The sequence below is a fragment of the Mycolicibacterium iranicum genome, from assembly GCF_002101705.1.
Lineage (GTDB): Bacteria > Actinomycetota > Actinomycetes > Mycobacteriales > Mycobacteriaceae > Mycobacterium > Mycobacterium iranicum.
Genome location: NZ_LQPC01000050.1, coordinates 90,636 through 102,695 on the forward strand (window position 1 = coordinate 90,636; position 12,060 = coordinate 102,695).

Consider the following 12,060-nt stretch of genomic DNA (forward strand, 5'->3'; position numbering starts at 1 on the left):
GGAGAGCCTGATGGCGCTCTCCGACCGCGGTGCGGGTGTGCCGTTGCGCGAGCTCGCACTGGTAGGACTGACCGCGGCGATCATCACCTACCTCGCAACGGGTTGGGTCCGGGTGCTTGCGACCCGCTGGGGTGCGGTGGCCAAGCCCCGTGCACGCGACGTGCACCTGCAGCCGATCCCGCGGATGGGCGGCCTCGCCATGTACGTCGGGGTGGCAGCGGCAGTGCTTCTCGCATCGCAGCTGCCTGCGCTGACCCGCGGGTTCGTCTACTCCTCGGGGCTGCCGGCAGTCGTCGTCGCGGGCGGACTGATCATGGTCGTGGGGCTGATCGACGACCGGTGGGGGCTCGACGCGCTGACCAAGTTCGCGGGACAGATCACCGCGGCGAGCGTCCTCGTCACCATGGGTGTTGCCTGGAGCGTTCTCTACATACCCATCGGCGGCGTCGGCACGATCGTCCTCGACCAGGTCGCGTCCATTCTTCTGACCCTGGCATTCACGGTCGCCCTCGTGAACGCGATGAACTTCGTGGACGGCCTCGACGGCCTGGCGGCCGGTCTGGGGCTGATCACCGCGTCGGCCATCTGCATCTTCTCGGTCGGGTTGCTGCGCGATCACGGCGGAGACGTGCTGTTCTACCCACCCGCGGTGATCTCGGTCGTTCTCGCGGGCGCGTGCCTGGGATTTCTCCCGCACAACTTTCACAAAGCCCGGATATTCATGGGGGACTCGGGGTCGATGCTGATAGGCCTGATGCTGGCCGCGGCGGCGACCACCGCAGCGGGCCCGATCTCACAGACCGCGTACGGGGCACGCGACGTTTTCGCGCTGCTGTCCCCGTTCCTGCTCGTCGTCGCCGTGGTGTTCGTGCCTGCGCTCGACATGCTGCTCGCCATCATCAGGCGCACCCGCAAAGGCCTAAGCCCGTTCAGCCCCGACAAGATGCACCTGCATCACCGTCTGCTGGAGATCGGTCATTCACATCGGCGAGTGGTCCTGCTGATCTACCTCTGGGTCGGCATCGTCGCGCTCGGGGCGGCGAGCACGATCTTCTTCGATCCACGACATACCGCGATCGTCATGGTGTGCGCCATCGTGGTCGCAGTGGTGGTGACGCTGATACCGCTGTTGAGGCGCGGTAACGAGCCCGTCGACGGCATATACGACAAAAAGTAGTAGGCCAGCTTTTGTGGCTCTCACCATGTGTTAAGGTTCAGGCAGAACCCGAAAAGACCTCGCGGGTTGCCGGCCCCCGTGCCGTTCGGAGCAATCGTTCTTGCACCGGCCGGAACGGAACAACGACCGACATTTTGACCGAAACAGGGAGCTGCCCCTTGGGTGATTCCAGCGCGCTTGTCGCCCTCCGATACGCTACGGGCGCCACGCACAGGATCATCGGGACAAGCTCCGTTGACGACCGCGGGATTGAGGTGAAGCAGTGACGACGCCAGCGCAAGACGCGCCGTTGGTGTTTCCGTCCGTTGCTTTCAGGCCAGTGCGCCTGGCGATCATCTGTGCGGCCCTGACCGCGCTGGCTCTGGTGGCTGCCGGGTTCGGCGGCAACATCCTTTACGGCGCTTTCTTCGGGGTCGGCCTCGGTCTCGGCTTGATCAACGCACTCCTGGTGCGCCGAGCGGTCGAGAGCATCACCGCCGAAGACCATCCGCTCAAGAAGAAGATGGCACTCAACTCGGCGACGCGGCTGCTGGTCATCACGGCGATCGCGCTGACAGTCGCCTTCATCTTCAGGACCAACGGTGGTATCGCGGTGTTGTTCGGCCTCGCGATCTTCCAGGCATTGCTGGTTATGAGCACCAGCATCCCGGTGCTGCGCAAGATTCGTAGCGAGGGGCTCAACGTGGCAGACACGGAAGCGAAGGATTGAGCTAACCCCCATGACGCAGATGACTGTCCTCGCCGCTGAGGAAGGTGGAGCGCCCATCCACGTCGGGCATCACACGCTGGTGTTCGAGCTTTTCGGCATGACGTTCAACGGGGACACCATCCTCGCCACCGCCATCACCGCGGTGATCGTCATCGCCCTTGCGTTCTACCTCAAGTCCAAGGTGACCTCGACCGGCGTACCGGGTGGCGTCCAGCTGTTCTGGGAAGCGCTGACCATTCAGATGCGCGGCCAGATCGAGCAGGCCATCGGCATGAAGGTGGCGCCGTTCGTTCTCCCGCTGGCCGTGGCAATCTTCGTCTTCATCCTGATCTCGAACTGGCTGGCCGTGCTGCCGCTGCAGTACGGGGGATCCGACGGTGCCGCAGGCGAGCTCTACAAGCCGCCCGCCTCCGACATCAACTTCGTGCTCGCGTTGGCGCTGTTCGTGTTCCTCGCCTACCACGCCGCCGGTTTCTGGCGTCGCGGCATCATCGGCCATCCGATCAAGGTCGTGAAGGGGCACGTCGCGTTCCTCGCGCCGATCAACATCGTCGAAGAGCTGGCCAAGCCGATCTCGCTGGCACTCCGACTTTTCGGCAACATTTTCGCCGGCGGCATCCTCGTCGCTCTGATCGCGATGTTCCCCTGGTACATCCAGTGGGCGCCGAACGCGATCTGGAAGACCTTCGACCTGTTCGTGGGCCTGATCCAGGCATTCATCTTCTCGCTGTTGACGATCCTGTACTTCAGCCAGTCGATGGAGCTCGACCACGAAGACCACTGAGCGCACTGACACACGCATGACCACTTGCCGTTAGGACCACATAAACCCCTGGCAGAGACCCTCTGCCAGATATCAAGGAGGATAGGAAATGGATCCCACAATCGCTGCCGGCGCACTCATCGGCGGTGGTCTGATCATGGCCGGCGGTGCTATCGGCGCCGGTATCGGTGACGGTATCGCCGGTAACGCGCTGATCGCGGGCATCGCCCGGCAGCCGGAGGCCCAGGGTCGTCTCTTTACACCGTTCTTCATCACGGTGGGTCTGGTCGAGGCCGCCTACTTCATCAACCTGGCCTTCATGGCACTGTTCGTCTTCGCTACGCCGGTCGGCTAATTCAGCGACATGGGTGAAGTGACATCGACGATCCTCGCCTCCGCCACGCTCGCGGCGGAGGAGGGGGGCGGGACAAGCAACTTCCTGCTCCCCAACGGCACCTTTTTCGCCGTGCTGCTCATCTTCCTGATCGTGCTCGGCGTGATCGCGAAATGGGTTGTGCCACCGATCAGCAAGGTGCTGGCCGAGCGTGAGGCGATGCTGGCCAAGACCGCCGCTGACAATCGCAAGTCGGCAGAACAGGTGGCTGCGGCCCGGGAAGACTACGACAAGACCTTGGCCGAGGCGCGCGGCGAGGCCTCGTCAATCCGCGACGAGGCTCGGGTGGCCGGCCGTCAGGTCGTCGACGAGAAGCGCGCGACGGCCAGCGGTGAGGTTGCCGAGACCGTGAAGACAGCCGACGAGCAACTTTCGCAACAGGGTTCGGCCGCGCAGTCGGAACTGCAGTCGTCGGTGGACGGACTGTCGGCCACGCTCGCGAGCCGGATCCTGCGTGTCGACGTGAAATCAGGTGGGAGCCAGTAGATGTCGACATTCATCGGACAGCTGATCGGCTTTGCCGTCATCGTCTTCATCATCGTGAAGTGGGTGGTGCCACCCGTACGCAACCTGATGCAGAAGCAGCAGGAGGCGGTACGGATTGCACTGGCCGAGAGCGCGGAAGCCAGCAAGAAGCTGGCTGATGCCGACGCGATGCATGCCAAGGCGGTCGCGGATGCGAAGTCCGACGGGCAGAAGGTCACCGACGAGGCGCGGCAGGATTCGGAACGAATCGCCGCTCAGCTCGCCGAGCAGGCCGATGCCGAGGCGGAGCGCATCAAGGCGCAAGGCGCGCAACAGGTTCAGCTGATGCGCCAGCAGCTGATCCGCCAGCTGCGCTCAGGCCTGGGCACCGAGTCGGTACACAAGGCCGAAGAAATCGTTCGCAACTACGTCGCCGATCCGGCCGCGCAGGCCTCCACCGTCGACCGCTTTCTGCAGGAACTCGACGACATGGCGCCGAGTCCCGTGGTGTTGGAAGCCGGAGCGTCGTTGAACCTGCGGGCGGCGAGCCGCGAGGCACTGGCGGAGGTGGTCAAGAAGTTCGAGTCGGTCGCTGAAGGCGCTGACAGTGCAGCGCTGACCACGCTGGCCGATGAACTCGCCTCCGTGGCAAAGCTTCTGCTGAAGGAGCCGGCGCTCAACAAGCACCTCGCCGAGCCGGCCGATGACGCCGCACCCAAGGTGCGCATGGTCGAGCGCCTGTTCGACGGCAAGGTGGACGGCAGCACCCTGGAGATCCTGAAGACGGCGGCAGCGCAACGCTGGTCGGTCGAGGCGAACCTCGTGGACGCCATCGAACACGTGTCGCGACTGACACTGCTGGTGCGCGCAGAGCGTGACGGGCAGAGCGAAGAGGTCGAGGATCAGCTGTTCCGTTTCGGCCGCGTATTGGACGCCGAATCGGAGTTGAGCCGTCTCCTCTCCGACACCGTGGTGCCCACCGAGAAGCGTGTCGAGCTGCTGAAGAAGGTGCTCGACGGCAGCGGCGGGGGGAACGCCACCGCGGCTGCCCTGTTGACGCAGACGGTCGAACTGCTCCGCGGCGAACCCGCCGATGACGCGGTCAACGACCTGGCCGAGCTGGCGGTTACCCGTCGCGGCGAGGCCGTCGCTCAGGTCACCGCGGCCGCTGAGCTGACCGCCGAGCAGCGAACCCGGCTCACCGAGGTGCTGACCCGCATCTATGGCACCCCGGTGTCGATCCAGCTCGAAGTGGACCCCGAGGTTCTCGGCGGTCTCCTGATCACCGTCGGCGACGAGGTCATCGACGGCTCCATCTCATCGCGGTTGGCCGCGGCCCGCGCAGGGCTGCCGGACTGACCCCCAGAACTCGCGCAAAACAAACACCAAGGCAGGAAGACGAAAACCCATGGCAGAGTTGACAATCTCCGCTTCCGACATCGAAGGGGCGATCGAGGACTACGTCTCCTCCTTCACCGCCGATTCCGACCGCGAAGAGATCGGCACCGTGATCGATGCCGGTGACGGCATCGCCCACGTGGAGGGCCTGCCCTCCGTGATGACCCAGGAACTGCTCGAGTTCCCCGGCGGCGTCCTCGGCGTCGCGCTGAACCTCGACGAGCACAGCGTCGGCGCGGTCATCCTGGGCGAGTTCGAGAAGATCGAAGAGGGCCAGCAGGTCAAGCGGACCGGCGAGGTGCTCTCGGTGCCCGTCGGCGACGCCTTCCTCGGACGCGTCATCAACCCGCTTGGTCAGCCGATCGACGGCCAGGGCGACATCGAATCCACCGAGCGTCGCGCCCTCGAGCTGCAGGCGCCGTCCGTCGTTCAGCGCCAGGGCGTTTCAGAGCCGCTGCAGACCGGCATCAAGGCCATCGACAGCCAGACCCCGATCGGCCGCGGCCAGCGTCAGTTGATCATCGGCGACCGCAAGACCGGCAAGACGGCGGTCGCGGTGGACACGATCCTCAATCAGCGTCAGGCGTGGGAAACCGGTGACCCCAAGCAGCAGGTGCGCTGCGTGTACGTCGCGATCGGCCAGAAGGGCACCACGATCGCCTCGGTGAAGCGCGCCCTCGAAGAGGGCGGCGCGATGGAGTACACCACCATCGTCGCGGCCCCGGCGTCCGACGCTGCGGGCTTCAAATGGCTTGCGCCCTACACCGGTTCGGCCATCGGGCAGCACTGGATGTACGACGGCAAGCACGTCCTGATCGTCTTCGACGACCTGTCCAAGCAGGCCGACGCGTACCGCGCGATCTCGCTGCTGCTGCGCCGTCCGCCGGGCCGTGAGGCCTTCCCCGGCGACGTGTTCTACCTGCATTCGCGTCTGCTTGAGCGCTGCGCGAAGCTGTCCGACGAGCTCGGCGGCGGTTCGATGACCGGTCTGCCGATCATCGAGACCAAGGCCAACGACATCTCGGCCTTCATCCCGACCAACGTCATCTCGATCACCGACGGCCAGTGCTTCCTGGAGTCCGACCTGTTCAACCAGGGTGTGCGCCCGGCCATCAACGTCGGTGTGTCGGTGTCGCGAGTCGGTGGCGCCGCGCAGATCAAGGCCATGAAAGAGGTTGCGGGCTCGCTGCGTCTGGAGCTTTCGCAGTACCGCGAGCTGGAATCCTTCGCGGCCTTCGCGTCGGATCTCGATGCCGCGTCGAAGGCTCAGCTGGATCGCGGCGCCCGTCTGGTGGAACTGCTCAAGCAGCCCCAGTACACGCCGTATGCGGTCGAGGACCAGGTCGTCGCGATCTTCCTCGGTACCAAGGGCCACCTGGATTCGGTTCCCGTCGAAGACGTCGCCCGTTTCGAGCAGGAAGTCCTCGAGCACGTGAAGGCGTCGCACGACGACATTCTCAAGGAGATCCGCGAGACGAAGAAGCTCTCGGAGGACACCGAGGAGAAGCTGACGAACGTCATCAACGACTTCAAGAAGGGCTTCTCGGCGTCTGACGGCAGCTCGGTCGTGGTCAACGAGGCCGAGGCCGAAGCCATGGACGAAGCGGACGTCGAAAAGGAATCCGTGAAGGTCCGCAAGCCGGCGCCCAAGAAGTAAGACCGAGAGGGTCTGGAGAAGCTAGATGGCTGCAACACTGCGCGAGCTACGCGGGCGCATCCGTTCCGCCGGGTCGATCAAGAAGATCACCAAGGCCCAGGAACTGATCGCCACATCGCGAATCGCCAAGGCGCAGGCCCGAGTCGAGGCGGCTCGGCCCTACAGCACCGAGATCACCAACATGCTCACCGAGCTTGCGAGCGCCAGTGCGCTCGACCATCCGCTGCTCGTTCCGCGGGAGAACCCGCGGCGCGCAGCGGTGCTGGTGGTCTCGTCCGATCGCGGGCTGTGCGGTGCGTACAACGCCAACGTGCTGCGTCAGTCCGAAGAGCTGTTCTCGCTGCTGCGCGAAGAAGGCAAGGAGCCGGTTCTCTACACGGTCGGGAGAAAGGCGCTGGGCTACTTCAGCTTCCGCCAGCGCGAGGTGGTGGAGTCGTGGTCAGGCTTCTCCGAGCGCCCCACTTATGAGAATGCACGGGAGATCGCCGACACCCTGGTGACGGCCTTCATGTCCGGCGCCGACGACGAAGGCGACGACGCCGGTGCGGACGGCATCCTGGGTGTCGACGAACTGCACATCGTGTTCACGGAGTTCCGGTCGATGCTGTCGCAGTCGGCGGCCGCGCGGCGCATCGCTCCGATGGTCGTGGAGTACGTAGGCGACGAGCAGCCCGAGGACGGTCCTCAGACGCTGTTCTCGTTCGAGCCGAGTGCCGAAACGCTGTTCGACGCGCTTCTTCCGCGCTACATCGCGACCCGCGTCTACGCGGCGCTGCTGGAGGCGGCCGCGTCGGAGTCGGCTTCCCGGCGGCGCGCCATGAAGTCGGCAACCGACAATGCCGACGACCTGATCAAGGCACTGAAGCTGTCGGCGAACCGGGAACGTCAGGCGCAGATCACCCAAGAAATCAGCGAAATCGTCGGTGGCGCCAACGCGCTCGCCGACGCGAGCAAGTAGAAGCCCCGTAGGAAGCGAAGAGAAAATGACTGCTACCGCAGAGAAGACCGCAGGCCGGGTCGTCCGCATCACGGGCCCCGTGGTCGACGTGGAGTTCCCGCGAGGCTCCGTGCCTGAACTGTTCAACGCGTTGCATGCCGACATCTCCTACAAGGAGCTGTCGAAGACCCTGACGCTGGAGGTCGCGCAGCACCTCGGTGACAACCTGGTGCGCACCATCTCCATGCAGCCCACCGATGGTCTGGTCCGCGGTGTCGAGGTGACCGACACCGGCACCTCGATCTCGGTTCCGGTCGGCGACGGCGTCAAGGGCCACGTGTTCAACGCCCTCGGTGACTGCCTCGACGAGCCCGGCTACGGCAAGGACTTCGAGCACTGGTCGATCCACCGCAAGCCGCCGGCCTTCGCCGAGCTCGAGCCGCGCACAGAGATGCTCGAGACGGGCCTCAAGGTCGTCGACCTGCTCACCCCGTACGTGCGTGGCGGCAAGATCGCCCTGTTCGGCGGTGCCGGCGTGGGCAAGACGGTCCTCATCCAGGAGATGATCAACCGTATTGCTCGTAACTTCGGCGGTACCTCGGTGTTCGCCGGCGTCGGTGAGCGCACCCGTGAGGGCAACGACCTCTGGGTCGAGCTCGCGGACGCCAATGTGCTCAAGGACACCGCGCTGGTGTTCGGTCAGATGGACGAACCGCCGGGCACGCGTATGCGTGTCGCCCTGTCGGCACTGACGATGGCGGAATTCTTCCGCGACGAGCAGGGCCAGGACGTGCTGCTGTTCATCGACAACATCTTCCGGTTCACGCAGGCAGGTTCCGAGGTCTCGACGCTTCTCGGCCGTATGCCGTCCGCGGTGGGTTACCAGCCCACGCTGGCCGACGAGATGGGCGAGCTGCAGGAGCGCATCACGTCGACCCGCGGCAAGTCGATCACCTCGATGCAGGCCGTGTACGTGCCCGCCGACGACTACACCGACCCGGCACCGGCCACCACGTTCGCGCACCTCGACGCCACCACCGAGCTTTCTCGTACGGTATTCTCGAAGGGCATCTTCCCGGCGGTGGATCCGCTGGCGTCGTCCTCGACGATTCTGGACCCGGCAGTGGTCGGTGACGAGCACTACCGCGTCGCTCAGGAAGTTATCCGAATCCTGCAGCGCTACAAGGACCTTCAGGACATCATCGCCATTCTCGGTATCGACGAGCTTGCCGAAGAGGACAAGCAGCTGGTGAACCGGGCACGCCGCATCGAGCGTTTCTTGAGCCAGAACATGATGGCGGCCGAGCAGTTCACCGGGCAGCCGGGCTCGACGGTGCCGCTGAAGGAGACCATCGAGGCCTTCGACAAGCTCACCAAGGGCGACTTCGATCACCTGCCTGAGCAGGCGTTCTTCCTCATCGGTGGCCTCGACGACCTGGCGAAGAAGGCCGAGAGCCTCGGCGCCAAGCTGTGATGAGCGCTCGCGCGAAGAACAGATGGGTTGAGCCCTTGTGCTTAACCTCGAAGGTGGTGTGACATGGCGGAATTGCACGTCGAGATCGTCGCCGTGGAGCGCGAGTTGTGGTCGGGTGACGCGACGTTCGTGTTCACCCGCACCACCGCGGGCGAGATCGGGATTCTGCCGCGGCACATCCCGCTCGTCGCGCAGCTCGTCGACGACGCCATGGTGCGCGTCGAGCGCGAGGGCGAAGATGATCTGCGCATCGCGGTCGACGGCGGATTCCTCTCGGTGACCGAGGAAGCTGTTCGGATCCTCGTCGAGAACGCCGAGTTCGAATCGGAGATCAACGCCGACAGCGCAAAGCAGGACTCAGAGTCCGACGACGAGCGGACCGCGGCATGGGGTCGGGCGCGTCTGCGCGCCCTCGGCCAACTGGACTGACCGCCGATGAGCGCGTCCATGCTGTTCATGGTCGCGCTCGTCGGTGTGCTCCTGCTTGTCGTCGTCGCTCTGAGCTACCGGCTGTGGAAGTTGCGGCAAGTGGGTGGGACGGCGGCGATCCTGCGGGATGTCCCTGCGGTCGGCGGTCACGGATGGCGTCACGGTGTGATGCGCTATCGCGGCGGTGAGGCTGGTTTCTACCGACTTTCAAGTTTGCGTTGGTGGCCAGATCGCACGTTGACCCGGCGTGGCCTCGAGGTGGTATCCCGGAGGGCGCCGCGCGGGGATGAATTCGACATCATGACTGACGAGATCGTCGTCCTGGAGTTGCGTGACACCGGTCCGGAACGCGGCCGCGGCTACGAAATCGCGCTGGATCGGGGGGCGTTGACAGCCTTCACCTCATGGCTGGAATCACGGCCGTCGCCGCGGACGCGGCGCCGGTCCTATTGAGAGATTCGCGGTCCTACGGAGTTCTAACGACTTGCGCTCCTACTGCCGCTTTCCTCCCGGTTGCCACAGAACGTCGCCGTCGGGATTGGCTACCCGCGACAGAATGAACAGCAGGTCAGACAGTCTGTTGAGGTACTTCGCAGGAAGCACGCTCACTGAGTCGCCATGAGTGTCGATGGCTTGCCAGGCAGATCTTTCCGCTCGTCGTGCGACGGTCCGGGCAACGTGCAGAAGCGCTGACAAAGATGTGCCGCCGGGCAGGATGAACGAGTTCAGTGCCGGTAGCGGCTCGTTGAACTCGTCGCACCATGCCTCGAGCCTGTCGATGTAGCTTTGCTGAATCCGCAGCGGCGGATACTCCGGGTTCTCGATCACGGGCGTCGACAGGTCGGCGCCCGCGTCGAACAGGTCGTTCTGAATCTGTCGCAAGACCGGAAGAATTCGCTCGTCGGGGTGTCCCATCGCGACCGCGACGCCGATCGCAGCGTTGACTTCGTCACAGTCGGCGTAGGCCGCCAGGCGTGCATCGTTCTTCGAAACTCGGCTGAAATCACTCAGGCCCGTTGTGCCATCGTCGCCGGTCCGCGTATAGATTCGCGTCAGGTGGACTGCCATGGTCGAAACGGTACCGGGCTGCCCCGCAGGCCCGCGGCTCGGCAGCCTGACATGGTCCGCCGCGCTGTTTACACTAACCGGCGTGAGCGACCGATTCGTGGTGACCGGCGGTGGCCGGTTGTCGGGTGAAGTTGCTGTTGGGGGCGCCAAAAACAGTGTGCTCAAGCTGATGGCCGCCGCTCTGCTCGCCGAAGGCACCAGCACGATCACCAACTGCCCCGACATTCTGGATGTCCCGTTGATGGCCGAGGTCCTGCGCGGACTCGGTGCGACGGTCGAACTCGACGGTGACACCGTCCGCATCACGTCTCCGGATGAACTGAAGTACGACGCTGACTTTGCCGCGGTGCGCCAATTCCGAGCTTCGGTTTGTGTTCTGGGTCCGCTGGTGGGCCGGTGCAAGAAGGCCAAGGTGGCCCTGCCGGGTGGGGACGCGATCGGGTCGCGGCCTCTCGACATGCACCAGGCCGGCCTCAGACAGCTGGGTGCGCGGTGCAATATCGAGCACGGCTGTGTCGTGGCCGAAGCCGATCACCTGCATGGCGCGGAGATTCAGCTTGAGTTCCCCTCGGTCGGCGCCACCGAGAACATCCTGATGGCCGCGGTGCTGGCCGACGGGGTCACCACGATTCACAATGCGGCCAGGGAGCCGGACGTCGTCGACCTCTGCACGATGCTCAACCAGATGGGTGCGCAGATCACCGGCGCTGGATCCTCGACGATTACGATCACCGGCGTGGATCGCCTGTATCCAACTGAGCATCGAGTGATCGGGGACCGGATCGTCGCAGCTACGTGGGGGATTGCTGCGGCAATGACGCGGGGCGACATTTCGGTTACCGGTATCGACCCGGCACATCTGCAGTTGGTGCTGCACAAACTCCACGACGCCGGCGCGACCGTGACGCAGACCGATGACGGCTTCCGCGTTGTCCAGTACGAACGGCCGAAGGCTGTGAACGTTGCGACGCTGCCGTTCCCCGGATTCCCGACGGATTTACAGCCGATGGCCATCGGTTTGGCGGCGATCGCGGACGGGACGTCGATGATCACCGAGAACGTGTTCGAAGCGCGATTCCGGTTCGTCGAGGAAATGATCAGGCTGGGCGCGGACGCCCGAACCGATGGTCATCACGCGGTTGTCCGCGGTATCCCACAACTGTCGAGTGCGCCTGTATGGTCCTCTGATATTCGCGCCGGCGCCGGACTGGTGCTCGCCGGGCTTGTCGCCGATGGCGACACCGAGGTGCACGACGTCTTTCACATCGACCGCGGGTATCCGAAGTTCGTGGAAAATCTCGTCGCATTGGGCGCAGAGATCGAGCGCGTGGCGTAGCGTTGAGAGGCTAAACAGCTTCTGTACTGGGCATTTGGGGCATCGGCCGACACGGCGTAGTATTTCCGCCAGAAGCCGGAAGGCCAGTCCGATCGGACATCGATCGGACCGAATAGCCAGGCTTGACCACCTTGCCAACATGAAGTAAGCTGGCAGGGTTGCCCGAAACAGGGCTCTGTTGTTTGAGAACTCAATAGTGTGTTTGGTGGTTTTTGTTTGTTGTTTTTGTCGTGCCCCGGATTTTCCCGTTTGT

The 12,060-nt window shown here is 64.3% G+C and carries 13 protein-coding genes; 12 read left to right on the plus strand and 1 reads right to left on the minus strand.

What is annotated here, in order from left to right; translation table 11 throughout:
- The first annotated feature begins 10 nt into the window (after positions 1-10).
- From AWC12_RS25070 to AWC12_RS25120, 11 genes are all read left to right on the plus strand, one after another.
- Positions 11-1,177, plus strand: coding sequence for a glycosyltransferase family 4 protein (locus AWC12_RS25070; protein WP_051226963.1), 1,167 nt, complete (start codon positions 11-13; stop codon positions 1,175-1,177).
- Positions 1,178-1,439: 262 nt separating this feature from the next.
- On the plus strand, positions 1,440-1,886 hold the full coding sequence (locus AWC12_RS25075) for an ATP synthase subunit I (protein ID WP_024449287.1): 447 nt from the start codon (positions 1,440-1,442) through the stop codon (positions 1,884-1,886).
- Positions 1,887-1,896: 10 nt separating this feature from the next.
- Positions 1,897-2,670: a F0F1 ATP synthase subunit A gene (atpB, locus tag AWC12_RS25080; protein WP_024449288.1), complete on the plus strand. Its 774-nt coding sequence runs from the start codon at positions 1,897-1,899 to the stop codon at positions 2,668-2,670.
- A gap of 88 nt (positions 2,671-2,758) precedes the next feature.
- Positions 2,759-3,004 (plus strand): F0F1 ATP synthase subunit C, encoded by a 246-nt coding sequence (locus AWC12_RS25085; RefSeq protein WP_024449289.1) that lies wholly within the window; start codon positions 2,759-2,761, stop codon positions 3,002-3,004.
- Between the two features lie 9 nt (positions 3,005-3,013).
- Positions 3,014-3,529: a F0F1 ATP synthase subunit B gene (locus AWC12_RS25090; RefSeq protein WP_085177753.1), complete on the plus strand. Its 516-nt coding sequence runs from the start codon at positions 3,014-3,016 to the stop codon at positions 3,527-3,529.
- Positions 3,530-4,867, plus strand: coding sequence for a F0F1 ATP synthase subunit B/delta (locus AWC12_RS25095; RefSeq protein ID WP_085177755.1), 1,338 nt, complete (start codon positions 3,530-3,532; stop codon positions 4,865-4,867).
- A 49-nt stretch (positions 4,868-4,916) separates the two neighbouring features.
- The gene (atpA, locus tag AWC12_RS25100; RefSeq protein ID WP_024449292.1) at positions 4,917-6,563 is read left to right on the plus strand and encodes a F0F1 ATP synthase subunit alpha; all 1,647 of its coding nucleotides are present in this window, start codon (positions 4,917-4,919) and stop codon (positions 6,561-6,563) included.
- Between the two features lie 25 nt (positions 6,564-6,588).
- Positions 6,589-7,521: a F0F1 ATP synthase subunit gamma gene (locus tag AWC12_RS25105; RefSeq protein WP_024449293.1), complete on the plus strand. Its 933-nt coding sequence runs from the start codon at positions 6,589-6,591 to the stop codon at positions 7,519-7,521.
- A 25-nt stretch (positions 7,522-7,546) separates the two neighbouring features.
- A complete protein-coding gene (gene atpD, locus AWC12_RS25110) occupies positions 7,547-8,974 on the plus strand; it encodes a F0F1 ATP synthase subunit beta (protein ID WP_024449294.1) in 1,428 nt (475 codons plus the stop codon).
- Between the two features lie 63 nt (positions 8,975-9,037).
- Positions 9,038-9,403 (plus strand): F0F1 ATP synthase subunit epsilon, encoded by a 366-nt coding sequence (locus tag AWC12_RS25115; RefSeq protein WP_024449295.1) that lies wholly within the window; start codon positions 9,038-9,040, stop codon positions 9,401-9,403.
- Positions 9,404-9,409: 6 nt separating this feature from the next.
- The gene (locus AWC12_RS25120) at positions 9,410-9,856 is read left to right on the plus strand and encodes a DUF2550 domain-containing protein (RefSeq protein ID WP_024449296.1); all 447 of its coding nucleotides are present in this window, start codon (positions 9,410-9,412) and stop codon (positions 9,854-9,856) included.
- Positions 9,857-9,895: 39 nt separating this feature from the next.
- Here AWC12_RS25120 and AWC12_RS25125 read toward each other — a convergent pair whose 3' ends face one another.
- Positions 9,896-10,471 carry a cob(I)yrinic acid a,c-diamide adenosyltransferase gene (locus AWC12_RS25125; RefSeq protein WP_085177757.1) on the minus strand — a complete coding sequence of 192 codons (576 nt, stop codon included), beginning with the start codon at positions 10,469-10,471 and terminating at the stop codon, positions 9,896-9,898.
- A gap of 82 nt (positions 10,472-10,553) precedes the next feature.
- On the opposite strand from AWC12_RS25125, the gene murA reads away from it, so the two are divergent.
- Positions 10,554-11,807: a UDP-N-acetylglucosamine 1-carboxyvinyltransferase gene (murA, locus tag AWC12_RS25130; RefSeq protein ID WP_085177773.1), complete on the plus strand. Its 1,254-nt coding sequence runs from the start codon at positions 10,554-10,556 to the stop codon at positions 11,805-11,807.
- Positions 11,808-12,060: the final 253 nt, after the last annotated feature.